The 24,485-nt window shown below is 37.9% G+C and carries 23 protein-coding genes; 11 read left to right on the top strand and 12 right to left on the bottom strand.

The features are described 5' to 3' along the window. Positions 1–8 precede the first annotated feature (8 nt). Positions 9–428: a lysozyme inhibitor LprI family protein gene (locus FUA48_RS00700; protein WP_147581649.1), complete on the top strand. Its 420-nt coding sequence runs from the start codon at positions 9–11 to the stop codon at positions 426–428. A gap of 47 nt (positions 429–475) precedes the next feature. On the opposite strand, the gene bglX is transcribed toward FUA48_RS00700, so the two are convergent. The 3 genes from bglX to FUA48_RS00685 are packed head-to-tail and all read right to left on the bottom strand — an operon-like array spanning position 476 to position 5,221. Beyond that, positions 476–2,749 (bottom strand): beta-glucosidase BglX, encoded by a 2,274-nt coding sequence (bglX, locus tag FUA48_RS00695; protein ID WP_147581648.1) that lies wholly within the window; start codon positions 2,747–2,749, stop codon positions 476–478. Positions 2,750–2,751: 2 nt separating this feature from the next. Further along, on the bottom strand, positions 2,752–4,134 hold the full coding sequence (locus tag FUA48_RS00690; RefSeq protein ID WP_147581647.1) for a sialate O-acetylesterase: 1,383 nt from the start codon (positions 4,132–4,134) through the stop codon (positions 2,752–2,754). Beyond that, positions 4,127–5,221 (bottom strand): SGNH/GDSL hydrolase family protein, encoded by a 1,095-nt coding sequence (locus tag FUA48_RS00685; RefSeq protein WP_147581646.1) that lies wholly within the window; start codon positions 5,219–5,221, stop codon positions 4,127–4,129. Before FUA48_RS00685 ends, FUA48_RS00690 begins: the two co-directional genes overlap by 8 nt. 298 nt (positions 5,222–5,519) lie before the next feature. On the opposite strand from FUA48_RS00685, the gene FUA48_RS00680 reads away from it, so the two are divergent. Beyond that, entirely contained in the window at positions 5,520–6,230 is a 711-nt protein-coding gene (locus tag FUA48_RS00680; protein WP_147581645.1) for an SRPBCC family protein, read from the top strand. A 1-nt stretch (position 6,231) separates the two neighbouring features. Here FUA48_RS00680 and FUA48_RS00675 read toward each other — a convergent pair whose 3' ends face one another. From FUA48_RS00675 to FUA48_RS00660, 5 genes are all read right to left on the bottom strand, one after another. After that, positions 6,232–6,903, bottom strand: coding sequence for an MgtC/SapB family protein (locus FUA48_RS00675; RefSeq protein ID WP_147581644.1), 672 nt, complete (start codon positions 6,901–6,903; stop codon positions 6,232–6,234). 19 nt (positions 6,904–6,922) lie between these two features. Continuing rightward, a complete protein-coding gene (locus tag FUA48_RS18305; RefSeq protein ID WP_168196922.1) occupies positions 6,923–7,093 on the bottom strand; it encodes a hypothetical protein in 171 nt (56 codons plus the stop codon). 75 nt (positions 7,094–7,168) lie between these two features. Beyond that, positions 7,169–7,444: a SemiSWEET transporter gene (locus tag FUA48_RS00670; protein WP_147581643.1), complete on the bottom strand. Its 276-nt coding sequence runs from the start codon at positions 7,442–7,444 to the stop codon at positions 7,169–7,171. 141 nt (positions 7,445–7,585) lie between these two features. Further along, on the bottom strand, positions 7,586–7,819 hold the full coding sequence (locus tag FUA48_RS00665) for a hypothetical protein (protein WP_147581642.1): 234 nt from the start codon (positions 7,817–7,819) through the stop codon (positions 7,586–7,588). Between the two features lie 215 nt (positions 7,820–8,034). Continuing rightward, entirely contained in the window at positions 8,035–8,304 is a 270-nt protein-coding gene (locus tag FUA48_RS00660; RefSeq protein ID WP_147581641.1) for a hypothetical protein, read from the bottom strand. 374 nt (positions 8,305–8,678) lie between these two features. Here FUA48_RS00660 and FUA48_RS00655 point away from each other — a divergent pair, with 374 nt between their 5' ends. Further along, positions 8,679–9,548 (top strand): SdiA-regulated domain-containing protein, encoded by an 870-nt coding sequence (locus FUA48_RS00655; RefSeq protein ID WP_147581640.1) that lies wholly within the window; start codon positions 8,679–8,681, stop codon positions 9,546–9,548. Here FUA48_RS00655 and FUA48_RS00650 read toward each other — a convergent pair. Further along, the gene (locus tag FUA48_RS00650; protein WP_240732515.1) at positions 9,531–13,196 is read right to left on the bottom strand and encodes a metallophosphoesterase; all 3,666 of its coding nucleotides are present in this window, start codon (positions 13,194–13,196) and stop codon (positions 9,531–9,533) included. The genes FUA48_RS00655 and FUA48_RS00650 overlap by 18 nt on opposite strands. A gap of 92 nt (positions 13,197–13,288) precedes the next feature. Here FUA48_RS00650 and FUA48_RS00645 point away from each other — a divergent pair, with 92 nt between their 5' ends. Next, a complete protein-coding gene (locus tag FUA48_RS00645) occupies positions 13,289–14,473 on the top strand; it encodes a Pycsar system effector family protein (protein ID WP_147581638.1) in 1,185 nt (394 codons plus the stop codon). Positions 14,474–14,480: 7 nt separating this feature from the next. On the opposite strand, the gene FUA48_RS00640 is transcribed toward FUA48_RS00645, so the two are convergent. Continuing rightward, positions 14,481–16,850, bottom strand: a complete 2,370-nt coding sequence (locus FUA48_RS00640; protein ID WP_147581637.1) for a GAF domain-containing protein — start codon at positions 16,848–16,850, stop codon at positions 14,481–14,483. A 128-nt stretch (positions 16,851–16,978) separates the two neighbouring features. On the opposite strand from FUA48_RS00640, the gene FUA48_RS00635 reads away from it, so the two are divergent. Genes FUA48_RS00635 through hemL form a run of 3 tightly spaced genes read left to right on the top strand, consistent with a single transcriptional unit; the run spans position 16,979 to position 20,059 of the window. Continuing rightward, the gene (locus FUA48_RS00635; RefSeq protein ID WP_147581636.1) at positions 16,979–17,866 is read left to right on the top strand and encodes a 1-aminocyclopropane-1-carboxylate deaminase/D-cysteine desulfhydrase; all 888 of its coding nucleotides are present in this window, start codon (positions 16,979–16,981) and stop codon (positions 17,864–17,866) included. Between the two features lie 5 nt (positions 17,867–17,871). Further along, complete coding sequence (locus FUA48_RS00630; RefSeq protein WP_147581635.1) at positions 17,872–18,768, top strand: glucosaminidase domain-containing protein; 897 nt, start codon at positions 17,872–17,874, stop codon at positions 18,766–18,768. 4 nt (positions 18,769–18,772) lie between these two features. After that, on the top strand, positions 18,773–20,059 hold the full coding sequence (hemL, locus tag FUA48_RS00625; protein ID WP_147581634.1) for a glutamate-1-semialdehyde 2,1-aminomutase: 1,287 nt from the start codon (positions 18,773–18,775) through the stop codon (positions 20,057–20,059). A gap of 51 nt (positions 20,060–20,110) precedes the next feature. Here hemL and FUA48_RS00620 read toward each other — a convergent pair whose 3' ends face one another. Continuing rightward, positions 20,111–20,464 (bottom strand): hypothetical protein, encoded by a 354-nt coding sequence (locus FUA48_RS00620; RefSeq protein WP_147581633.1) that lies wholly within the window; start codon positions 20,462–20,464, stop codon positions 20,111–20,113. An 83-nt stretch (positions 20,465–20,547) separates the two neighbouring features. Next, a complete protein-coding gene (locus FUA48_RS00615) occupies positions 20,548–20,979 on the bottom strand; it encodes a hypothetical protein (protein ID WP_147581632.1) in 432 nt (143 codons plus the stop codon). Positions 20,980–21,121: 142 nt separating this feature from the next. On the opposite strand from FUA48_RS00615, the gene FUA48_RS00610 reads away from it, so the two are divergent. From FUA48_RS00610 to FUA48_RS00595, 4 genes are all read left to right on the top strand, one after another. After that, the gene (locus FUA48_RS00610; protein WP_147581631.1) at positions 21,122–21,460 is read left to right on the top strand and encodes a hypothetical protein; all 339 of its coding nucleotides are present in this window, start codon (positions 21,122–21,124) and stop codon (positions 21,458–21,460) included. Positions 21,461–21,589: 129 nt separating this feature from the next. Next, on the top strand, positions 21,590–22,417 hold the full coding sequence (locus FUA48_RS00605) for an MbnP family protein (RefSeq protein WP_147581630.1): 828 nt from the start codon (positions 21,590–21,592) through the stop codon (positions 22,415–22,417). Between the two features lie 47 nt (positions 22,418–22,464). Continuing rightward, entirely contained in the window at positions 22,465–23,508 is a 1,044-nt protein-coding gene (locus FUA48_RS00600) for a cytochrome-c peroxidase (protein WP_147581629.1), read from the top strand. Between the two features lie 4 nt (positions 23,509–23,512). Continuing rightward, complete coding sequence (locus FUA48_RS00595) at positions 23,513–24,466, top strand: transporter (protein WP_147581628.1); 954 nt, start codon at positions 23,513–23,515, stop codon at positions 24,464–24,466. Positions 24,467–24,485: the final 19 nt, after the last annotated feature.

Below are 24,485 nucleotides of genomic sequence, written 5' to 3'. Positions count from 1 at the left end.
ATACAATCATGAAATACATTTTACTCTTAGCTTTTAGCCTGTTTTCTTTTATTAGTTATTCTCAGGATAATACTACCTCAAATTATTCTATTGATGTTGAGTTGAAAGAATGTATTAAACTGAGTGAAGGCATAGATGCAGAAATAGTAAAGTGTGAGCTTAATGCTGCCGAAGCATGGGACGGTGAGCTCAATAAATATTACAAGCAGTTAATGGGTGTACTTAATCCTGAACAGCAAAAAGCGCTTAAAGAATCGCAAAGGCAGTGGATTATTTATAAAGATATGGAAGGCTCTTTTTTGTCTCAGTTTTATGGAAAACAAAAAGGAAGCATGTGGCGTGTTGTTAGTGCAAATAGGGTGAAGGAAATAATAAAGACAAGAGCACTGGAGTTAAAAGAGTATTACGAAATACAACAATCATTTTAATAAAAAAGCGCGGTAATTACCGCGCTTTTTTATTTTATGGGAAATAGTTATTTCAACTCAAATTCGGTTTCCTGAACATTATCAGAACTTGTACCGACAAAAACCTTAAATGTTCCGGGTTCTACCAGATATTCACCTTCATTATTAAAGAAGCCAAGCTCCTTATCAGTAAGGGTAAAAGTAACGGTTTTGGTTTCTCCTTTTTTAAGCGGAACCAGTTCAAATCCTTTAAGCTCCTTAACCGGTCGTGAAAGGCTTGCAGCTATATCTCTTATATATAACTGAACTACTTCCTTACCATCGTAATCTCCTGTATTGGTAACTTCAACAGAAACCTTTACAGCTTCTCCCTTAGCATAGGTTTTCTTGTCAAGTTTAACGCTGCCGTATTTAAAAGTAGTATAGCTTAACCCATGGCCAAACGCAAATAACGGAGTTTTTTCAACATCGCTGTAGTGTGACCAGAAAACATTGTTGTCACTATTGGTTGGCCTTCCTGTACTGTGTTGGTTGTAGTAAATAGGTACCTGTCCTACATTGCGGGGGAAACTCATAGGTAATTTACCACTTGGGTTATAATCACCATATAGTACCTGCGCTACCGCATTACCGGTTTCGGTACCTAATTGCCATGCTTCAACTATGGTTGGTATATGTTCGGCTGCCCAAGGTAAAGCCAATGGGCGCCCATTATTAAGTACCAGTACTATGTTAGGGTTTACTTTATAGATTTCCTCCAGCAACTCCTGCTGTAATCCCGGCAGGTCAAGATTAGTACGGCTACGGCCCTCACCACTCTGGAAACCATGCTCACCAAGAACCATTACCACAACATCAGCATCTTTGGCTGCTTTTTTAGCAGCTTCAAATCCGCTTCTGTCAGTAGTATTGAAAACCAGTTCGTCAAGGAAAGTAGTCTTACCAATAGTCAGGTCGGCGCCTTTTTCGTATACCAAAGTATTACCTTTATATTGCTGCATGCCTTCCAGTACCGATACCGCCGTATTATCGTCTGAAGCTATTCTCCAGCTTCCAAGCGGACTCGTTTTATCATTGGCAAGCGAACCTATAAGTGCAATTTTCTGTCCTTTCTTTTTAAGCGGAAGCAGGTTGCCTTCGTTCTTTAAAAGAACGATTGATTTTTTAGCCATATCCAGTACGGCTTCATGGTTCGCTTTGCTGTATATGGTTTCTTTTTCACGCTTTTCATCACAGTAACGGTATGGGTCATCAAACAGTCCAAGTTCAAACTTTACTCTTAATATACGTTTTACGGCATCATCAATCAGGGCTTCATCCACTTTACCTTCTTTAACCAGATTAACCAGTTCATAAACATAAAGGTGAGACTCCATGTCCATATCGGCTCCTGCCTTTACTGCTTTCTCACTGGCCTCTGCACCATCTTTGGCAAATCCGTGAGCAATCATTTCCCTGATAGAAGCCCAGTCGGTAATTACGAAGCCGTTAAAGCCCCATTTCCCTTTCAGGATATCCCTTTGCAGGAAACTGTTTCCGGTTGCAGGAATCCCGTTAAGTATATTAAATGAATTCATATAGGTACGTACTCCGGCATCGTTAGCTGCCTTAAACGGAGGCAGTACCGTGTTGTATAATGTAGCATTACTAATATCAACCGTATTATAATCCCTTCCCGATTCCGCAAAGCCATAAGCAGCAAAATGCTTGGCGCATGCAGCTATGGTAAGCGGATCTGAAAGGTCCTCTCCCTGAAAACCTTTTACACGTGCTTCGGCAACACGACTTCCAAGAAACGGGTCTTCTCCTGCGCCTTCCATTACACGACCCCAGCGGGCATCACGTGAAATGTCTACGTTAGGACCAAAGGTCCAGTTAATACCCGAAGCAGCAGCTTCGGATGCAGCAGTCTTAGCCGAATTCTTTATAGCTTCCATATCCCAACTGGCAGCTTCGGCAAGAGGAATAGGGCTTAACGTTTTATAACCGTGTATTACATCAAAACCTATAATTAGTGGAATACCCAGGCGGGTTTCCTCAACTGCTATTTTTTGTACAGCACGAACTTCTTTTACTCCACGAACGGTAAGCATAGAGCCTACCCATCCTTTACGAAGATGTTCATATTTTGTAGCGGCGTTGCCTTCTTTTGGAGATGGGCCTGTTACATCCCAAAAACCGTTATACTGATTCATTTGGCCTACTTTTTCCTCAAGTGTCATTTTAGCCAATAGCTCGTCAATTCTTTGTTCTGTATCCTGTTTGTTGTTCATTGTTTTCTTTTTTTGAGCACTGGCGCTGCAAACAGTAAGCACAGCAAGTATCAATAGGGTTCTTTTCATAATTATTCACTTAAAAAAGAGGATGCCGGCAGTCCTGCTCCGTTAAACAAATCGGGCTTTGCGGTGTTGTGCCATGCATAACGTACTACCACCGGTTCTTTTACTTTTTTGGAATAAACCACAATAGTATTATTCTTTATGGTTGCTGTTGCAGGATAAAATTTACCGTCTTTTCCGGCTACCTCAAATAGTTCTGATTTTTTTGAATCGAAGTGAAGCCCTTCGGCATAATCAAAAGATATAGTTACTTTGTCTTTACTGATACTTATATTTTTGTAAAGCGGGCCGTAGACTACTCCGGTATCTACGCCATATTGTGATTTTAATACAAGGTTGCCGAGTCTTTCGCCTACGGTTCTCTTATCACGAGGATGAATATCATCGGTAGGGCTAACATCGCCAACAACCACCATTCCTGTTTTTGGAACTTCGTTTAATACTTTACGCTGTGAATTACGGATAGTAACACCACCATAAGTGTCATTTTCATAATTAAACGGAGCTATTTGTATAAAGTAAAAAGGGAAATCGTCTTCCCAGGCCTTACGCCATGATTTTATTAATCCGGCAAGTGTCTTGTCATATACATTGCTACCTACGTTGCTTTCCCCCTGATACCATATAGCCCCTGCCAGCTTAAAGCCGACAAACGGGTTTATCATTGTGTTGTAAGTACGTCCCGGTTCGGTTGGTCCCCATGGAACAGGAGTAAGTTTTGAAGCCGCTTCTGCAAGTACACGGTCTTTAGCAATATAATCTTCCGGCATCCATATCTCGGCAGGTGTACCTCCCCAGCTGGAATTGATTAAGCCTATAGGTACACCTTTCAGGTCTTTTTGCAGGCGCTCGCCAAAAAAGTAAGCCACAGCACTAAAGTATTTCATAGTCTCCGGCGTACATTCCTGCCAGTTACCCACCACATTCATTTGAGGTGATGTTCCTGCCACTTTAGGTGCGGTAAAGAAACGGATATTAGGATAGTTCGCTTTAGCTATTTCAGCCTCGGCATTGTCTATACCTATCGCCGCCGACCATTCCATATTAGACTGTCCCGAACAAAGCCATACTTCCCCTATCATTATGTTTTTAATGGTAAGTTCATTGTATCCTTTAAAATGCAGGGTATAAGGTCCGCCTGATTCAGGAGTTTTAAGTTTTACCTGCCAGTGTGCCTGATTACCGGGTTTTATTTCAATTTTTTCGCCCGACCAACTTACGGTAAGGGTAATGTCTTCAAAAGGGCTTGCCCATCCCCAAATGGTAACCTCACTGTTACGTTGCAGTACCATATTGTCTGAAAAAAAGGATGGGAGTAATACATTAGCGTTTGCCGTGCCCGTTACAAAAAGGATAAGAACGGAAATGTAAAAGCTTATTCTATTCATTTAAAAGTGATTTTAAGAAAGGAGTTAACTGGTTTGACATCTTCTGATGATCTTTAACATCGGGGTGGTAGCCACAACCATGAGGAGTTACATCATCAAATTCAAAAACCTGTACAGGTTTATGTTTTTTGTCGTCTTTGTATTCAGCCTGTACACGTTTAAGGCATCTTAAAAATATTTCGGCTTTTTCACCTTTAACCATAGGGCTGGTTAGTAATACAATTTGTGTATTTGGGGCATGGCTGTAAACGGTTTTAATAAAGTTTACATAGCTGGCAACATATTTATCTTCACTAAAAGGAAGTCTTTCTTTTTTACCGTCACCTTCAGAAAAATCATTGGTTCCTAAAGCTATGCAGGTAATATCCGGATTAAAGCCAAATTGATAAACCATTGTCCTGTCAGAATTATTCAGGTAAATGTTCTCATATACATCCGGCATGATCTTTTCTTTCTGGTGCTCATCATTCCAGTTACGGTATATACCGATACCGGAAACCGAACTCAGTACAAAATCGGCGTTAATTGCTCTGGCAGTTACAGGGCCGTATGCAAAATAAGCATTATGCTGATCAAACCATTCTCCTTTACCGCATGGTATCTCTTCTGTTTCAGCTCCCATGCCACAAGTGATAGAATCACCTATAAACTCGATTTTTTTCTTTTCTTTTTCTTTTTTTGTTTTTACAATATCGCCATCTGCACCCAGAAAAACGATACTTCCGTTTCCGGCTTCCGTAGCTTTATAGATAGTTACTTTATGAGTACGGTTGTCCTGTTCGTTAATAAAGATGCTTTCTGTAGTAGGAGATACTTTTTGCTTACCGGTATATTTTCCGTCTACTTCTACGGCAACATAATCATACTGGTTATAGTTGTTTAGCGATTTTAAATTCAGGGTGCATTTTGAACCTTTAAAGCTAAAAGTAACCGATGAACCAGGTCCTGCTAAGATAATCTCGTTGTTTGCTGTTTTGTCTGTACGGCCCTGAGTAATATACAGGTCGGTTTTTTGTGAAGGTTTGCCAACCGATATCGCTATTGCAGATACCAGTAGCAAACAAAGCATTTTTTGTAGTGTTTGCATAGTATTTTCATAAAAAGTAAATGTAGGTAAAAATGACTATTAGAGTGTGTACTATTATATCATTTAGTTATAAAATTTATACATATCGTAAAATAGTATATGCGAAAATGCTAAGTGTTTAAAAAATGAGGTGCTAAATTTTTAATATCTGTTTTTAAAATGATTATGTTGTCTGATGCAGTATGTGATGCTTTAATATTATTAAAATTTTCAATTTTTTTTAGCAGCTAAGGTTGTGTTAAACTGATATGAGTACAGCTATGGCTTTAGTATTTTTAGGGTACATAATTATTTGCTTATGGAAAAGTTAGTTAATGTACAGTTGCCGGAATTAAAGAAAAACATCAGTACTATAGAACGCTTAGTATCTGTACTGGGAGGTAGCTATTTGTTGTATGATTCTTTAAGGCATAAAAGAGGGATTGCAGAATATGGAGCGGCAGGTTTTATGCTGTTTAGAGGGTTAAGCGGATATTGCCCTGCGAGCCATTTAGGCGAAAGGATACTTCATAAAAACTACAAGCACAGTTCTAATATAAACATACATACCAGGATGGTAATAAGTAAGCCTATTGATGAAGTCTATAATTTTTGGCGTCATTTGGGTAATCTCCCCTTGTTTATGGAGCATCTTGAAAGTGTTGCTGTTTTGAGTGATACATTATCTGAGTGGAAGGCTATACTGCCGGGAGGATTGGGTACGGTAAAATGGAAAGCCGAAATTGTAGCCGAAGAACCTTATAGGTTTATAGGATGGCAATCGTTACCGGGTTCGAAAATTAAGAATGCCGGAAAAGTACAGTTTAAGGATGCAGGAGAACTGGGTACTTTGGTACACGTGGTATTCTCTTACCATGCACCGCTTGGTAGTATAGGAGAGGAGATAGCCCGTTTGCTTACACCAACTTTTGAAAAAACGATAAGGAAAGATATTTTGGCTTTTAAGCGTTTTATGGAAACCGGAGTTGCTAAAAAGATTAGTCAGGAAACCAATAAGATTTACATGTAGGTTATTTTTCCCAATAGATCTTTTTTATTTTGGGGTTGGTATGTAGTTTTTCTACAATTTTTGAAAGCATTGGATTATCCGATTTTTCCAATTTAAGCTCTATAGTTATTTCATCACTTTCACGTGTAACGGTAAAGTTGGCAAAATCCAGGGTTTTGTCCTGTAAAAGTTCATCTATTATTGTTTTAGGATTCATTTCGTTTTGAGCAATAACAGTGAGTGATTTTTGCTGAAATTTTGGAAAGAATTTCTTTTGAAGGGGTTGTAGTCCCCATAAAATGATAATAGCAAGAACTGTTGTTATTCCTGCTGCGATATACATACCCCCTCCGGTAGCCATCCCTATACCTGCCACTGTCCATAATCCAGCAGCAGTGGTAAGCCCCAATACTGTAGTCGGTTTTAAAAATAAGATTGCACCTGCGCCTATAAAGCCTATTCCGCTAACAATTTGGGCAGCCACACGTGAGGGATCAAGTTCAACATGCTCTTTCCCCATTGTGTCGGAAAAACCAAAAGAAGAAACCATCATAATAAGTGAAGCGCCCATGCATACCATCATATGGGTTCGCATACCCGCTGCCCAGTCTTTCCGCTCTCTTTCAATACCTATAACGGCACCAAAAATGGCTGCCAGTACTAAACGAAGCAATATTTCTGTCCAACTGAGCATAGTTACTTTAGGTTGGTTTTTAGTCTGTGCTAAAGTCTTCAGGGTTGTAATCCTGACTTTCTCCCGGGCTGAATTTTTCTCTTTTTCTTCTGTGTCTTGTTTCTTCTCCCAGTTGATTAGGGCTTAGGTCATGCCCTTCATTGCCGTAAGGATGATTGTTTTTTGGAAGGTCGTGGTTAAGTTGTTTCATAACTAAAAATTTAGGATGTAAAAGATAATGAATTTATTTTTAGTTAGTTATGGTTTTTAAGTATTTAATATTTACTTAACCCGATTTTTTTGACTGGTATATGGCAAGCAGCTTCATAAATAAAATAATTCCGCATAAACTTCCTGCTACCGCATTGGCAAGAATTATTGGGATGTCTTTTTTAATTACACCATAAATTACCCATAATACCATACCTAAAAACAGCATGCTGTATGTAGCTGCCGAGAGGCTTTTTGTAGAACGGGTTTTAATCACTTTTATGGCTTGCGGAATGTTTGCACCAGTTGTTAGTATGGCAGCAAGTAATCCGGTAATTTGTGTGTAGTCCATGTTGTTTTAAATTTCCTGCCGTTTATAAAATTACAAATACAGTATGGAAAATCCTTTTAAATTAACTGAGGCTTAACAGCTATAAATAACAAAAGGCCGTGTGGTACAGCCTTTCTTTATGGTTAATGAGTTGTTACGTTTTTACATGTATCCGTCTTTGTCCGGATGATTGTCAGTTCGGGTAATTCGCATACCGTCTTTCTGCTCGTAGTGATGATGATGATGTGAATGATGATGATAATTTGGATTGTTCTTTTTTACCTGTCTAGGAAAAGTTGCAAGTTCCTGGGGATTGACAATTGCAGGGTCTTCATATGGTAAACCTTCCTGAGACCACATATTGTAGCCACTTGCCCCGTTACCATAAGCATTCATTCCTTCATTTGGTGCGCCTTGATAGCCTGGATCCTGACGCCCGAATAGCTCATTTGTCATAATCGCTTAAAATTTAATTAGTTAAATATAATCAAAAATTAACGATTTCACAACTTTTCAATGTTAAGTTTATCAATTTGTAAGCTATTTTTTATAAATAGTAACAATGTTTTAATAGTGTTATGTTAAAAAAGCCTCACCTGAGGCTTTTTTAATTACATATAATTGTCCTTATCAGGATTGTTGTCTGTATTAGTGATATTTCTACCACTTCTTACAGGTGTAGTTTTCCTATTAACCATATGGTTTTCTCTTTCCTCTTCCAAATCCGGGTTTTCCGTTTTTTTCTGTTTTGGAAAAGTTGCCAGTTCTACCGGGTTTATAATAGCGGGATCATTAGTTGTTATCAACTGCTCATCAGGATTGTTTAGTGCATTATCCGGTTTATTAAGTTTCTCTTTTCTGTTTTTTTCATTAGTTGCCATAATATTCAGTTTTTATTGTTTTTAAATTATTTATAAGCAGTTGAGTTAAGTTGTATTCAAACAACTGCTGTGTCATAAAGTTACCAATCAAAATACAGAAGTTTTTATAAAGAATTTGTAATTAACTCATGATTAACAGGTTATCTTAAAGCTTTGTTCCGTTTATCCTAAAAAAATAGCATTTTAACGTTTTTTTTAAGTGTTAGGATGGTTTTTAAAATTGCGAATGTATGTTTGTAATGAGTTCGTTGTAAAAGATTATTTTTTTCTCATTTCTGATTTAATTAGGAAACATTGATTTTTTTTAGTAGTTGTGCCATCGGCTTTTTAGCCGATGGTTTTTTATTTAACTTTACTGTAGCAATCGGTAAGTTATGAGAGTTATAAAGCTATTAATCCCCATTTTGTTTTTTTCGTGTAACAGTACAAATCAGGAAGGGTTAAAGGTATTAGGGAAGCTTGATCTTAAAGAGGTTTCGGGATTAGAATATATCTCAGAATCCCAAAAGCTTTGGGCAATACAAGACAGTGGTAATAAGAATATAATTTATAACCTTGATGAAAACGGCGATATAGCCCATGAGGTTAAAATTACCAATGTTAAAAATATTGATTGGGAAGATATTACTTCCGATACCGAGGGAAACCTTTATATTGGTGATTTTGGTAATAACGACAACAACAGAAAAAATCTGGCTATTCATAAGGTGAATAAAACAGATCTTGATGAAAAAGAGGCAGAAGCTTCCTATACTGTTTCCTTTTATTATCCCGAACAAAAAGAGTTTCCACCTAAGCGTTCCCAAATGCTTTTTGATGTTGAATCTTTCTTTGAGCTAGACGGAAATTTTTACCTCTTTACAAAAAACAGAAGTGCAAAGTTTGAAGGCGACTTTTATGTATACAAAGTGCCTAACAAAGAAGGTAATCATGCTGCACAGCTTATAACTACCTTAAAGTCCTGTAAAGTGTTCAGTAAATGTGCTATTACTGCAGCAGATATTAGTCCCAACGGTAAAACAATAGTTCTATTAGCAGCAGATAAAATCTGGCTACTTACCAATTTTGAAAACGATAATTTCCTTCAGGAAAATATGGTACAATATCCTTTAGGGGATTTTTCCCAAAAGGAAGGGATTTGTTTTAAAGACAGCAATACCTTGCTTATTGCAGACGAAAAATCTAATAAGACAGGAGGGAAGCTATATGAATTTGATTTAAGCTTTTTAAAAGCCAAACAATAAACCAAACGCTATCCTTCCTCCGTCTGAACCATGAAAGTAAAAAGCTTTAGCTGTTAAAGCCTCTACACCATTAAGCCAGATACCTCCACCTGCCGACTGATGCCATTTTCTTGAATCGTCACCGTCTATCCAGACACGGCCATAATCGTACCCTCCAAAAATTCCATATTTAATCGGGATTATGCTGCTTTTAAAGCGGCCCAGAGTTAATCTTAAATCAGAGCTTTGAAGGTAAGATTCTTTACCTGTAAAACGCTGATTGCGATAACCCCTCAAATCGGTATCACCACCCAATGTAGATGCCTGGTAGAATTCGAAGTTGTTATTTAACAGGCTTCTTCCTTTAAAGGTGGTAGAGAAAACCAAATTATTGTCACCTGTTATTTTATGGGTAAAGCCTAAAGTACCTTCCAGATAAGGGAAGTTTCTTTCAAACTCATCCATACTTACTGTCCATCCCGCATTTACAGAGAACAGCATTCCCATAGATGGTAAAGACCTGATATCGTAGTTCTCAAATTTGTATTTACCATTAACCCTTGCAAATTGCCTGTGCTCCATAAGGTAATCAGGTATTATGCCTGGTGTGCTTATAAAGCGGTTATTGGTTTCTTCCACTTCTACAGTAGTGAACATTGTGTATACTTCAAAATAACTTCCGTTAGGTGTTTCCTTAAATACAGCAGGAGCTACGCTAAATGTTTGCAGTTTAACTCTGTTGTAATCCATTCCTAAATTGTCATCATTATTAGGTGTTTCATTACCATAGCCAAAGTAGTTTATGCTAAACGTTGGACTTGTATAGTGTACATTAAAACCAAAGTTCCATTTGCTTACCACATTCATAAACTTGCCAATATAGTCTAACTCAAATCCTGTGGTTGCAAAATACAGGTTTGCTTTTACAGTATGTTTTTGAGAGAATGGTCTGCGGTTAAAATTGTTTACGGTGTAATTAGCTATAAAGCCCAGTTTAACTCCGTCATCCGGGTTAAAACCAATAGTTGGCAGTCCGGTATAGGCATTATAAGTAGGCTTTTTAAAGTTATAGGTATTTGTTTCATAATCATTGGTAAGCAGTAGTCTTGTTTTGCCGTCAATGTTATAGGTGTTTTTCTTGCTTTTAAAATCGTATACCTTTACTTTTTTACCGTTTTCAACAAGGTATTCGTCATGGTTTTGTCCGCCCAGTAAACGAATAAGTATTGGTTTTTCAGGTTTTCCTTTTACTTCAAAAATATCATCATCATCCAAACCGTAAATCCATAATTCTTTAGTCTGTTTGCGGTTGTAGGTGTTATCACGAATAAGCTCTTCATCATCCTTTTTAATACTGTAAATCTGTACCCTTGTCTCTCCTTCAGGTAGCCTGTTTATTACAAAGTGCTCTTTTTTATCGGTACCTGTTATAAGTACGGTTTTTAAAAGTACAGCCCTATATTTTAAAGCGTATTTTTCAATATCATCCCTTCTTTTTCTAAGATTGGATTTTATTTCTTCCATAGTGTCATCCTGTACCTCTTTAGGTAATTCTTTAAATGCACTATCAATTACTTCATTGGTAAGATTTTCTTTGAGGAAGCGTGCCTGTTCTAACCATGTGGTTTCATCGGCATTCCTTATCAATGCCATATCCATAGGGTAAGGTTCAAAGGCAAGCCACTTAACACTTTTAATGTGGTCTTTGTAATCCTGCATGTAACGCAGAGGAGGCATGTTCATAATTAAAGGAAGTAACACTCCTCCGTAATTAGGGAAAGCCTGATCCCTGTCACGAGGTATAGGTCTGTAAACAACACTGTCTTTTTCGTTAAACCTTGACCAACGCCACTGATCGGTATGCCTGTCCCAGTCGCCTACAATCATGTCAAACAGTCGGGCACGGATAAAAGCTTTTTCGTCAACAGTATATTTAGGGTTTTTCCTCATGTTATCCAGTACATCGTCGGTACTTTCAATATCATCAGGGTTGCCAAAGCTGGCTTCGTCCTTAAATTTGCCCATTGGTCGTTCTTCCAGCATATAAAGGGCATTGCCGTATTCGGTGTTGAATTCAGCTAACGCATTTTGCTTCGGTATATAATATAGTTTAGGATTGGTGTGATAAATGCCTACAGCATCGGCCAGGTCTCCTACTATAAAAGGCGTAAACGGATGTGACGAGGTGTAAAAATCCATTAAGAAAGATTCTGTAACAGTTTGATCAAAATCACTGCCTATATAAAGGTTTTTAAAAGCTACAGTCTGTAAAAAGCGGTTGGCACTTTTCTTTACTCCCCTCATTACATATTCCTTACCTGCAGGATTCTCCATTCTTACCGACATTGACTGGTGTCCGCCACCTTCCCTTAAGGGAGTTAAGCCCCCGTATAGAGTGTCAAGGTTTACGGTACTAACCTCTATTGGAGTGCTAAAGTAACTACGGTAATAGTTCCCAAAAAGGAATTTGTAGAAACCACCTTTCTTAGTCATTTCCGGAGTGTAAACAGATGTTTCTACTGTTTTAGGAAAATCCGATCTGAACTTTTCAGCGGTATAGGTTTTCGGTTTCGGCCTAGTAATATACTTTTCAAATACCATTTCCTCTTTACCGTCTTTTACGGCATAGTATGTTATTTTAGAAGTGTAGGTGTCATATACATCTAATATTGCATAACCCGAACCCCCATACGAAAAATCATCAGGGTTGATGGCTTTAGCTCCTTCTGCCTTAGAGCCCGCACCACTAATAATCTGGTGTATGTTGTCTTTGTATATGTATTGTAAGTTATGGTCGTGGCCGGATATAACAATAACATTGTCTTTGCCCTGTACAAGAGTTTTGACTCTTTTAGAAAGGATGTTGTATTGTTTGCCCTGAATATCCTGAGGGCTTCCGCCTGATGTATTTCGTACAAAGTTCATAATGGAGCCCAATACAGGTAGCGGGATGTTACCCTCTAACGGATATAGCTGCTTTCTCAATGTTAATTGACCGCCATGTGAGCCATTAGTCATTAAAGGGTGATGGATGGCAAGGATAATTGTTTTTCCCTGATTTTTATTTAACAGGCTTTCAAGTTCGAGAATCATCCCCTCTCTGGTTTTAATATCGCAGTCATCGTTAATGGTAGGATATTTGTCCCAGTCCTCTAAAAACCATTCACTGTCTATGACTATAAGGGTAAGGCTGTCGTTGACTTCAAGGTCATCTATACCACATCCATCACCGGGAAGGTATGATTTTTTAACTTTCAAATAGTCTTTTATAAAATCTTCCTGATCTTTAAGTCCGTCAAGGCCACTATACCAGTCGTGATTACCGGGGATGAAATGTGTTGTCCCTTCAAAATTATCCGATAATTTAAGTTGTAACAAAAGGCTTTCCTCTGCGGCTTTTCTGCCTTCCTTATCTTTTTTAGGAGGCATTCCGTGAGGGTAGATATTATCGCCAAGATATAGTAATGTGGTGTTCTTGCCTGTTGCTTTAAGTTTTTGTGAAGCAAAACCAAGAACTTCCTGAGAGTTTGGCCTGGCAGCGTAGCCGGCATCTCCCACTAATACAAACCTGTGGGATATAGTATGTTGAGTTATAGTGTCCAGTGGTCTTGCAGTTGCATTTTTGCCATACCTAACATCGTAAGAGGCACAGGAAAAAAGTGTAAACACAATAAAAAAAGGTAACAGGAGTTTAATATTTCTGCACCTTACCATGTTAACCCAAAAGAATTTCATAATTTGGTAGTGTTAATTGCATACTTATGAGTGTTGTCCAAAAAGCCGAAAGCTACGTTTTTAACTTATTCAAAGATAAACTATCTCCCGATTATATTTACCATAATTTTAACCATACTTTACGTGTGGTAAACAATGCGAAGCTTATTGCTTCTGAAGAAGGAGTGGGAGAGGAGGATTTTGAAGCATTAGTACTTGCTGCCTGGTTGCATGATGCCGGCTACGTTGTTAGTGATAATGAACATGAAGAGGAGAGCTGTAAACTGGCGGTTGAATTCTTAAGAGAAAACAACTATCCGGAAGACAGAATAAGCCTTATTGAATCGCTGATTAGAGTTACTAAGCTTGGCGTAGAACCACAAACGCACCTTGAAAAGATAATCAAGGATGCCGACTGCTGTCATTTTGCAGATAAGAATTACTGTAATCTTTCTGAGCTTTTAAGGGCAGAATGGAAGCTTACCCACCATAAAGAGTTTACTGATATGGAATGGGCAACAGTAAACAGGCATGTGCTTTCTATAAAGCATCGCTTTTTTACCGATTATGCTCAAAAAAACCTGCAGCCTTTAAAGGAAAAAAACCTTGCTGATATACAGCTGGCTATTGCTAAACTTGAAAAAGACAGTAAAAAAAGCTCTAAGGAAAAAATAAACAAGAAGAAGCTTGAAAAACTGGACAGGCCTGAAAGGGGTATTGATACCATGTTTAGGATTACACTTAATAATCATACAAGACTGAGTGATATAGCCGACAGTAAGGCAAATATCCTTCTTTCTGTAAATGCAATTATTATTTCTATATCGCTTTCAACTCTTATCCCTAAGCTGGACAGCCCTAATAATGCGCACCTCATTATACCAACACTGGTAATGATGCTTTTTTCGGTAGTGTCTATAGTTTTTGCTATTCTTTCTACCAGGCCAAAGGTCACCAGCGGTACTTTCACCAGAAAGGATATAGAAGATAAAAAAGTGAATCTTCTGTTCTTTGGTAATTTTTATAAAATGCCTTTAGGAGAATATGAATGGGCGGTAAACGAAATGATGAAAGACAGGGATTATCTGTACAATTCAATGATAAAAGACCTGTATTTTCTGGGGCTTGTGCTCCACAGAAAATACAAGCTTTTACGTATAACCTATACTATTTTCATGATTGGTATAATAGTATCGGTAGCATTGTTTATCTATGCTTTTAAAATGATGTAATGTAAAGTTATTTCGTAGTCATTTCCTTTAAAAGATCCTGATAGCTATAGGTTTCGGGGTTTTCCGATTTGTCGTATATAATCTCAACACGAAGGGCGCGCAGGCCTGTTACGCCCTGTAAATCTTCAACCTCAAAGTTTTCAATAGAGCTGCCCAGCATGTTTTTATGTTGCAGGTATTTAATATATCTCCTGTATTCGGCCTCTTCCTGTTTTTGAGAATATACAATGGTAATTTTACCCTGTTGCGTTATTCTTTCCTGAGTCCCTTTAATGTACGATTTGTCTATACGTTTTTTTACAACCTCATATCTGGCATTATAAGTTCCGTCTACATCAAAACGCTTTTCATCCATCCTGAAACGGATAGATATAGGAACGCTGAATACCAGTATTAAAGAAGTAACATCCAGGTCATAAGGCAGGGTAGGGCGAAGTTTGTAGTACTCGTTTTCCATTTCGCACATAGCCTGTAGCTGCCATAACCTTAGGTTGTTAAGGTATAATGGATTGTAATTTAGCTTAGGGGCTATAGACGCACCTATGTACAGGTTGTGTTCAACGCCATCTGTTTTAAAACGCTCGTAATAATGAGGGAAAAACGATTGTGCCTCTGCCTGTTTTTTATCCAGTACTTCGGCCATTTTTTTATTGATGACCGATAGTGCATCGTCAAAATCCTTACGGTTTTCATACACCATCTTAGCTTTACCGTCCAGGCTCTCAAAATACTCCGATATCTTATCATGTATTTTGGTATTGGTGGTATCAAAATGCTGAAGTAGTACATGAATTTCATTGATGATATATCCCTGTACTACAGCTTCGGTATCAGCTTTTAGTTCCTGTTTAAGGTCGTCTTGCATTTTCTCAAGCTCATACATGTGCTGCTCAATCAGCGGAAGCTTTTCAATTTCATTAATGAACCTGAACAGTACTGTTAGCTTTTCAATCTGGCGGATGAGGTCTTTTTCTGTAGACTGGTTACGGGCAGTTGAAGAGCCTTTAATGTCTATCTGTCCGTAAAGTGGATATACCTCTTTGAAAATAATTTCCTTAAAGGCAAGGTCAGGATTATTGCCTGCTTTAATGTGAGCAAGTGCTTCTTCCCTAAACTTCCAGTAAACACTGTGATGGATAGCAGTGTATTCCTTTTGGATAATGGCATCTATCTCATTCTGAAGCTCAGAATAATATCTTTCCATAGTGTCTGTAAGGAAAGGAAGTATGTAATGAAGTTTTATGGCATTAATACTGTTTAGTTCTCTTGGTTTAGAGGAAACGAGCTCTATAAAACCTAACATCTTATCGTTTTTGATAATAGGGGCCAGTATACAGCTTCTTATTCCCTGTTCTAAAAGACTGTCTGCAAATCGGGTATCTTCCGGTCTTTGCAGTCTGTATTCCTCAACGTCAGAAATGATGAATTCCCTTTTGTCTTTCATCATTGTTTTAAGGGTAGAATCGCAAAAAAGATTATTACAGTTTATCTCCCTGCAATCTTTTAGTATGAAACTCTTGACTTCCTTAAATGGAGCCAGAGTGAAAACATTGTCCTCTTCATTTACCTCAGTAAAGCCTATTTTAAGATCAGGTATTTTGTAGATCGACTTGAAAATTGCTTCCATATTTCCTTTTGCTGCTTCTTTTAATTCATGAGGCAATAACAGGTTTGTTTTTAGGTTTGATATGGCATTTTCTACTGTAGCATCAAAAAGCGTAACGATACCAAACCCTCTGGAAATCCAGCTATGTGGCGGGAATTTCTCTTTCCAAAGTTCCAGGTTGTCATAGTTGTCTGTCAGCACATTAATGTCTTCCTTAGTTAACGGAATTGCCTTTTCGGTAGGCATTATTTCGAGAAAATCAGCATTAATCAGTATTCGGTAATGCTTCATTATTCCGTCCGAATCAGGAATGTCATAAAACAGTGGTTTGCTGAAATCAAGATTCTGTCCGTAATAAAAATTTAGGATAAGGCAACAGCAGAACACATAGAACTGATGATCGTCAAAGTTCCTTATCTGCATGCCAAAATCCTTACCGGCATTTTTAAGTATTTTATCGAAACGTTCGGTATGATTAAATGTAATGTTGAAAAAAGGTATAGAAGCAGCCTTAATCTCATTATGTGTAAGGGCAGTTGGAAAAAGATCTGCTAACAGGTTTTTTATAAGTAATTTGTGCTTATCAAGTAAAGTTAGGTCGGTAATACCCTCTCTTAGCTCAGGAAAAGGTTCGGCATGCCTTAATAATGCCTTGGCATAGTCTGATCTGTAGTCTACATCAGATTCGGCAATTTCTTCCAGTTTTTCCAATACTTTATGAAAAGAAATCTGGGCTGTTAAGGGACTATTTTCATATTTTTCATCTTCCATTTTAGCTAGGTATAAAGTACATCAAATTTACAAAAAATTAAAACACGCTACACTAAACACGATGTTTAACATATTTTGCAACATTTTTCGGTTATTTTATGTTTATTTTGTAGTGTCTTTTAAGTTTTATGAACCAAACGGTGCAAATTAATTTTCCAAACAACATTAATCTCGCTATAAAACGGGAAGACCTCCTTCACCCCCATATCTCAGGAAACAAATTCAGGAAATTAAAATATAATGTACTGGAAGCCAAGAGGCAGAATGCAGACAGTTTGCTAACTTTTGGCGGAGCCTATTCCAATCATATAGCGGCAACTGCTGCTGCAGGCAAAGAATATGGACTAAAAACCATTGGGGTTATAAGAGGAGAAGAACTTGCCGATAAGATAAAGAGTAATCCAACCCTTAGTTTTGCTAAGGACTGTGGTATGGAGTTTGTGTTCGTTTCGCGCGAAGATTACAGGAAAAAGACAGAAGAAGAATTTATAGGTAAGCTAAGAGAAGAACTGGGTGATTTTTATCTGGTGCCCGAGGGAGGGACCAATCAGCTTGCCGTAAAAGGATGTGAAGAAATATTGACGGATGGGGATGAAGCGTTTGATTATATAGCCTGCGCGGTAGGTACGGGAGGAACCATTTCGGGTATAATAAATACTTCAAAACCCCATCAAAAAGTACTGGGTTTCCCCGCTTTAAAAGCTGATTTATCGTTTGATATTGCTAAATTTGCACAGCAGGATAACTGGGCACTTATTACCGATTATCATTTTGGCGGATATGCAAAAGTCAACGAAGAGCTTGTTGCTTTTATAAACGACTTTTATGCCAAAACAAGTATTCCGTTAGACCCTGTGTATACGGGTAAGGCGGTTTTTGGCGTTATAGATTTAATAGAAAGAGGCTATTTTCCTGATGGTTCCCGTGTTTTAATGATACATACAGGAGGCTTACAGGGGATAGCAGGAATGAATAAAGAATTACTAAAAAAAGGATTGCCCACGATTAAAACCTGATGCAGATGATAAAGAAAATTTTAGTTTTGGTGGTACTTGGTATTTTTGTAAGCTGCGGTTCTCACAAGTCGCGTATACAAACAACTAAAAACAGTACGGCAAAGCACAAGACAAAAAAAGATAAAAAGTCAAGATCTAAGAGCAGTACAGCCGATACAAGAACGGCTTCTAATAATAACAGCAGTTCTGGTAAAACCGAGACACTTGAATCTTCTTCTAAAACCGTAGTGTATGCTGATGTGGTTAAAAACTATATCGCTCAGTTTGCACCTACAGCTATGGATAACATGAGGCGTCATGGCATTCCTGCCAGTATAACACTTGCTCAGGGTATATTGGAGTCTGGGGCTGGAAGAGGTACACTTTGTGTTAATGCTAACAATCACTTTGGTATAAAATGCCATAGCGACTGGGATGGAGACAAAGTATATCATGATGATGATGCAAAAGGAGAATGTTTCAGGAAATATGATGATCCTGCCGGGTCTTATGAGGATCACTCTTTATTCCTGACAACAAGAGGACGGTATGCATCACTCTTCAAACTAGATGAAGATGATTACAAAGGCTGGGCACACGGGCTTAAGGCAGCAGGTTATGCAACCGATCCTAAGTATCCTGCTAAACTTATCGATTTAATTGAGCGTTATGACTTAAACAGTTATGACGAGGAGGTTTTAGGCAAATCACATAAAACAAGAAAAAGAGACAGGGAAGAAGAGAAACAAAAAGAAGAAGCTGTTGCTAATGTTTCCTCTTCAGGTAAAACCTATCAGGTAATGCAGGGAGATACCCTTTATTCTATTTCAAAAAAACATAATCTTACTGTGGATGAGCTTATGAAACTAAACAATCTTAGCTCTAACGCAATATCAATAGGACAGATTCTTAAAGTAAAATAATAACATGTTATATCAAAGAAGCAGCCAGCTTTTTGCTGAAGCTGAAAAAGTTATTCCGGGCGGTGTGAATTCGCCCGTTCGTGCATTTAAATCGGTAGGAGGTACTCCAATATTTGTAAAAGAGGCAAAAGGAGCATACTTATATGATGAAGACGGTAACAGGCTGATAGATTATATTAACTCATGGGGGCCTATGATTTTGGGCCATGCCTATGAACCCGTTGTAAATGCTGTTATTGAGAAAGCTAAAAAAGGTACCTCTTTTGGTATGCCTACACAATTGGAAACAGAAATTGCTGCACTTGCGGTAAGCATGGTTCCTAATATAGATAAAATACGTTTTGTAAACTCGGGTACAGAGGCCTGTATGAGTGCAATACGACTTGCAAGAGGATATACTGGACGCGATAAGATTATAAAGTTTGCAGGATGCTATCATGGTCATTCCGATTCTTTTCTTATACAGGCGGGTAGTGGTGCAGTAACTTTCGGTTCGCCTAACAGCCCGGGTGTAACTCAGGGTACGGCAAAAGATACTCTGCTTGCTACCTACAATGATTTACAGAATGTAAAGGATTTATTTGAAGCAAATAAAGACCAGATAGCTGCTATAATAATAGAGCCTGTTGCGGGTAACATGGGATGTATACCTCCTGCCGAAGGTTTTTTACAGGGATTAAGAGAGGTTTGTGATGCTAATGGCTCACTATTGATATTTGATGAGGTTATGACAGGTTTCCGTCTTGCTAAAGGTGGTGCTCAGGAGCTTTTTGATATCAAAGCCGATATTGTTGCTTTTGGTAAAGTAATTGGAGGAGGTCTTCCGGTAGGTGCTTTTGCTGCAAGAAACGAAATAATGAATTATTTGGCACCTGTAGGTCCGGTTTATCAGGCCGGTACACTTTCGGGTAACCCGTTAGCAATGGCAGCAGGTCTGGAAATGCTTAAAGCTTTAAATGATGATACTGATGTGTTTAAAAGACTTGAAGAAAAAACAGCTTATCTTGAAAAAGGAATTCGTGAGAAGCTGACTGAAGCAGGCTTAGACTATACTATCAATAGAAGAGGTTCTATGATTTCGGTACATTTTGATGCTAATCCGGTAACCGATTTTAAAACAGCTTCAAACGGGGATAATGATACCTTTAAGAAGTTTTTCCACGGTTTGCTTAAAGAAGGGATTTATATAGCGCCTTCGGCTTATGAAACCTGGTTTATTACAGATGCTCTTTCTTATGAGGATCTGGACTTTACAATAAATTCGATAGGAAAAGTAGCAAAAGATCTATAAATAAAAAAGCTCCCTTTAAGGGAGCTTTTTTTAATATTATATTTTATAATATTAGTGACTTAAAACTTTTAGTAAGCCCGGTGCTGTAGCAAGTTTTTTGTTTTGCTCCGGAGTTAATGTAGAAGTTAGTTTACTTTCAATAGACTGAGCTAAAATGTCTTTACGCTCCTGGCTTAAATCCATTGCAAGCAATTGGTGTTTGTTAGTAAACAGGTTCATAAAAGCTTCTTCCTGAGTACCTTCAAGTTCTACAACTTCTTTAAGTGCCTTTAAATCTTTTTGAGCGGCAACTTTGTAATTTTCCTGTTGCTGAGCAACTGCCTGGTTAGAAGCAGCTTTCTGCTGAGCAGTAGCGTTCACGCTAAAAGCAAGCATGATAACGAATAAAGCAATTATTTTTTTCATGATTTAACTGGTTTTTGTTTAGTGTTATGTACGCCAAATCTAATTAATTTATAAAACAACACAAAACTTTAACAGAAAAAAAATTATCTCTTATTGCCTTTTTGATATTTTTTACTTCTTTTTTCAAACTTATTCTTTTTTTCAGCTCTCATTTTTTCCCATTTTTCGTACTGATCTTTGGTAAGTATTTTTTTCATTTCTGCTTTTGTTGTAATCTCCTCATCCAGCATTTTGCTTTTCATTTCAAATTTCTGGTCATCAGTAAGCTTTTGTCCTGCTTCTCTGTTTTGCTTGTGCTCCGCCATTGCGGTTTCGACTTTTTTATTTTTGTCTAAAAACAGTTTCTGTACATTGGCTTTTTGACTGTCGTTCAAATCAAGCTCAAGAGTAAGTTTCTTAACCTGAAGTTCGGTGCGCTGTTCGGCAGTAAGTCTTTGTCTGTCTCCTCTTCCTCCGTGTTGTGCAAATACATTAAAGCCAACCAGTAATACTGCTGTTAAAATCCATGTTTTCATAATCTTATTTTTTTTTAAGTTATATACCATTAAGACATTTTTAAAAAGAAAAAGTTTAAAATGGAGAGAAAAAATTTTTTATATAGCATTTGGGCAGTACTTTTGCACTGTGAAAAAACTAATAATCATATGTTGTTTAGTAATGCTGTTTAAGCCGTTAATGCCGGTTGCAGAATACCTTATTAAATATGATTATATCGCAAAAGAGCTTTGTGAAAATAAAGCAAAACCTGAACTTCACTGTAACGGTAAGTGTCACCTTATGAAAGAGCTTGCCAAAGCAGCTGAAGATGAAAAACCGGTATCACAAAAGAAAAATTCACATCAGGAAACAGAGGTTTTATTCTGTCAGTCTTCATTAGAATTTGAATTTACCCCTTTATATATAAATACAAGAAAAGAAGTGTCGGTTTTATATACTAACCTGTATGTTTATGCCGGTTACTCTACAGTATTTCATCCGCCCGCATTTATTTCTTAAGACTTTATCCGGTAGTGTTGTACTGCCATAAATATCTGTAACTGCTTTTTTAGTGGCTACGGGTTACACTTGTGCGCATAATTAATTTTATGTGCGGAGAAACATATATAATCTTAATAAATAAACACGATGAAATTTCAGTTAAAAAATACAATAGTCGTATTGGCACTTACTGCTCTTTTTGTTTCATGCTCTAATGATGACGACTCTTCTTCTGTTGTTGAAGGTACAACCGGAGATGTTGAGCTTTACTTTGATAATGGTGTTGCAGGAGATGCACTTATTTTGGGTAATACTTACACTAACTCTAATAATGAGAGCCTTACTATTAACCGTTTAAATTATATAGTAAGCAACTTTGTGCTTATAAAAGAAGACGGTACTGAGTTTACTTATCCTAAAGAAGAAAGTTATTTTGTTATTAGTGAAGAAGGCGATTTGCTAACGGTTCATTTGGAAGGAGTTCCTGCCGGAGATTACACTAAAGTAAAATTTGGAATAGGGGTAGACCAACAACGTTATTTACAGGGAGAAAGCGAGCAGCAAAGTTTTTGGGATTTAGCTGTACAACATAACCTTACCTGGACATGGTCTACAGGGTATCGTTTCATCAACTTTGAAGGAACTTATACTTCATCGGCTGTTGAGGGCGAAAAAACATTTCAGGTACACCAAGGGAGTAACTCAGCTACCGATAATTACAGGGAAGTTACTTTAATCCTGCCTACTACCGCTAGGGTAAGGGAAGATGAAATGCCTAACATACATCTAAAAACTGATGCTAATGTAATATTAGACGGTACTAATAAAATCAAACTGGCAGACAATATAAATGAGGCACAAACAGGTAGTGCTATAATGGGCGGAGAAAACCTTATAAGTATTGCAGAAAACACTTTACAGATGTTTACTGTAGATCACGTGCATAACGGTAGTCATACAGGTCACAGGGAATAATTGATAATGCCCTGCTATATAATATTGTAGGGCTTAATCTCTTTACTATGAGGACAATTATTTTAATACTGTCGTTTGCCTGTCTTTTTATATCTTGCTCTAAAGAAGAGGAGTATACAGAGATAAATGAGCCTTTGGATTTTCAGGTTCCTGCAAATTTTCCTGCTTTGGCTCAGGATATACAACATAACTGGCCAACCCAAAAAGGATTTGAACTGGGCAGGAAACTGTTTTATGACGGAAGACTATCTGCAGATAATACCATTTCCTGTTCTTTTTGCCATGAGCAGGCTTCGGCTTTTACACATCATGGACATGACTTTAGTCACGGTATAAATGACTTGGTAGGGGTGCGTAATGCTCCGGCTGTTCAAAATATGGCTTTTCAGAGTGAGTATTTCTATGACGGAGCTTCAAACAGTATAGAAATGCTTTCCATAGCGCCTATACATAACCCTGTTGAGATGAATGAAACACTTGAAAATATTGTTTTGAAGCTAAAGCAGGACCCAGAATATGTAAGGCTTTTTGGAGTTGCTTTTGATAATGGTGAGGTGTCGTCCGGAAATGTGCTAAAAGCCCTGGGGCAGTTTATGACGATGATGGTTTCGGCAAATTCCCGTTATGATAAGCATGTAAGAAATGAGCCGGGAGGTAATTTTAGCCAGCAGGAACAATATGGTATGGAACTGTTTCAGCAAAATTGTGCTGTTTGCCATAAAACTGATTTGTTTACAGATAGTGCTTTTCGCAATAACGGCTTACCTCCTAATCCTAACCTAAACGATCTAGGGAGGGAAACGGTAACGGGTTTTGCTTCCGACAAGTATAAGTTTAAAGTGCCAAGCCTTCGCAATGTGGAGCTTACTGCGCCTTATATGCACGACGGGCGTTTCGGTTCGTTACAGTCGGTACTCAATTTTTACTCACACGGTTTGGTAGATTCGGATACACTGGATGAGGAACTTAAGCATGAAGGGGGGTTGGGTATTCCGCTCACTCAGGAAGAAAAGGAGGCGCTTATAGCGTTCCTAAAAACACTTACCGATGAGGAGTATATAAATAACCCGATGTTTTATTATCAAACATAATTAAATGAAAAAATATATAATAGGCATACTGCTTCTTGCGTCGCAAATGTTTTATGCCGAAACAGAAAAAGATACACTTTATCCAAATTTCAGACAGTATATGTTTGAATTTGAAGATTTTTGTGATGCCTGCGGATGTTCAGCCAGCGGGGGAGGTATGGGATTCAGTTCTATGCTCGATCAGAATTTTGTAGGGATACGATACATGTACCAAAGTTATTCGAGCCGTGAAGGTATTTTTAATAATTCACCATGGATAGACGAGAGCTTTAATACTATACAGGCCTGGTCAAGGATACCTGTGGCAAAAAATATACAGGTTTCGGCATTGGTGCCTTATCACTTTAATAGCCGTACGCCTTCTACAGGTAAACAGTCAATAGACGGTATAGGTGATATAACAGTTTTGGGTCTTTATACGGTTTATCAAACCAAAGCAGATACGTTAGCATTTAGGCATACGCTCCAGGCAGGTGCAGGGGTTAAGGCACCTACAGGTACTTATAACAGTGCTAATAATGGTAGTGTTAACCCAAGCTTTCAGTTGGGCACCGGTAGTTGGGATTACCTGCTTGCAACAGAATATGTTGTGAAGCATAAACAATTTGGTTTTAATGCAATGGTTAATTATGTTTTCAAGACCGAAAACAATGAAAACTATCAGTTTGGTGACCAGTTTAATTATGCAGGTACATTCTTTTATGTGATAGAGAAGCAAAAGTTTACATTTGTACCTCAGGCAGGGTTAGCAGGAGAAGTTTATGCTTCAAACAGGCAATATGGTGAAGATGTGCCCAACACTAAAGGTGATATCCTTTTTGGAAGGACAGGCTTTGAGGTTGGTATGAATAAATTTTCTTTTGGAGTAAACGGAATGTTGCCCATAAGCCAAAATCTTACGGGAGGTAAGGTGGAGGCAAATTACCGATTGGCTTTAAATCTTAATTATAGCTTATAAAAAAAGGAACCGTTTCGGT

This window comes from Flavobacterium alkalisoli (assembly GCF_008000935.1).
Classification (GTDB): domain Bacteria; phylum Bacteroidota; class Bacteroidia; order Flavobacteriales; family Flavobacteriaceae; genus Flavobacterium; species Flavobacterium alkalisoli.
The sequence above is the reverse complement of the archived record's forward strand: the minus strand, read 5'-3'. Positions and strand labels throughout refer to the sequence as shown.

What these genes read in the sequence shown, in the direction of transcription:
- FUA48_RS18305 (WP_168196922.1), bottom strand. Translation starts at nt 7,093, where the DNA reads ATGAAACAACTTAACCACGACCTTCCAAAAAACAATCATCCTTACGGC.
- FUA48_RS00595 (WP_147581628.1), top strand. Translation starts at nt 23,513, where the DNA reads ATGAAAAAATATATAATAGGCATACTGCTTCTTGCGTCGCAAATGTTT.
- bglX (WP_147581648.1), bottom strand. Translation starts at nt 2,749, where the DNA reads ATGAAAAGAACCCTATTGATACTTGCTGTGCTTACTGTTTGCAGCGCC.
- FUA48_RS00700 (WP_147581649.1), top strand. Translation starts at nt 9, where the DNA reads ATGAAATACATTTTACTCTTAGCTTTTAGCCTGTTTTCTTTTATTAGT.
- FUA48_RS00605 (WP_147581630.1), top strand. Translation starts at nt 21,590, where the DNA reads ATGAAATTTCAGTTAAAAAATACAATAGTCGTATTGGCACTTACTGCT.
- FUA48_RS00640 (WP_147581637.1), bottom strand. Translation starts at nt 16,850, where the DNA reads ATGGAAGATGAAAAATATGAAAATAGTCCCTTAACAGCCCAGATTTCT.
- FUA48_RS00630 (WP_147581635.1), top strand. Translation starts at nt 17,872, where the DNA reads ATGATAAAGAAAATTTTAGTTTTGGTGGTACTTGGTATTTTTGTAAGC.
- FUA48_RS00680 (WP_147581645.1), top strand. Translation starts at nt 5,520, where the DNA reads ATGGAAAAGTTAGTTAATGTACAGTTGCCGGAATTAAAGAAAAACATC.
- FUA48_RS00645 (WP_147581638.1), top strand. Translation starts at nt 13,289, where the DNA reads ATGAGTGTTGTCCAAAAAGCCGAAAGCTACGTTTTTAACTTATTCAAA.
- FUA48_RS00655 (WP_147581640.1), top strand. Translation starts at nt 8,679, where the DNA reads ATGAGAGTTATAAAGCTATTAATCCCCATTTTGTTTTTTTCGTGTAAC.
- FUA48_RS00600 (WP_147581629.1), top strand. Translation starts at nt 22,465, where the DNA reads ATGAGGACAATTATTTTAATACTGTCGTTTGCCTGTCTTTTTATATCT.
- FUA48_RS00635 (WP_147581636.1), top strand. Translation starts at nt 16,979, where the DNA reads ATGAACCAAACGGTGCAAATTAATTTTCCAAACAACATTAATCTCGCT.
- hemL (WP_147581634.1), top strand. Translation starts at nt 18,773, where the DNA reads ATGTTATATCAAAGAAGCAGCCAGCTTTTTGCTGAAGCTGAAAAAGTT.
- FUA48_RS00665 (WP_147581642.1), bottom strand. Translation starts at nt 7,819, where the DNA reads ATGAATGCTTATGGTAACGGGGCAAGTGGCTACAATATGTGGTCTCAG.
- FUA48_RS00670 (WP_147581643.1), bottom strand. Translation starts at nt 7,444, where the DNA reads ATGGACTACACACAAATTACCGGATTACTTGCTGCCATACTAACAACT.
- FUA48_RS00610 (WP_147581631.1), top strand. Translation starts at nt 21,122, where the DNA reads ATGCTGTTTAAGCCGTTAATGCCGGTTGCAGAATACCTTATTAAATAT.
- FUA48_RS00690 (WP_147581647.1), bottom strand. Translation starts at nt 4,134, where the DNA reads ATGAATAGAATAAGCTTTTACATTTCCGTTCTTATCCTTTTTGTAACG.
- FUA48_RS00660 (WP_147581641.1), bottom strand. Translation starts at nt 8,304, where the DNA reads ATGGCAACTAATGAAAAAAACAGAAAAGAGAAACTTAATAAACCGGAT.
- FUA48_RS00685 (WP_147581646.1), bottom strand. Translation starts at nt 5,221, where the DNA reads ATGCAAACACTACAAAAAATGCTTTGTTTGCTACTGGTATCTGCAATA.
- FUA48_RS00615 (WP_147581632.1), bottom strand. Translation starts at nt 20,979, where the DNA reads ATGAAAACATGGATTTTAACAGCAGTATTACTGGTTGGCTTTAATGTA.
- FUA48_RS00620 (WP_147581633.1), bottom strand. Translation starts at nt 20,464, where the DNA reads ATGAAAAAAATAATTGCTTTATTCGTTATCATGCTTGCTTTTAGCGTG.
- FUA48_RS00675 (WP_147581644.1), bottom strand. Translation starts at nt 6,903, where the DNA reads ATGCTCAGTTGGACAGAAATATTGCTTCGTTTAGTACTGGCAGCCATT.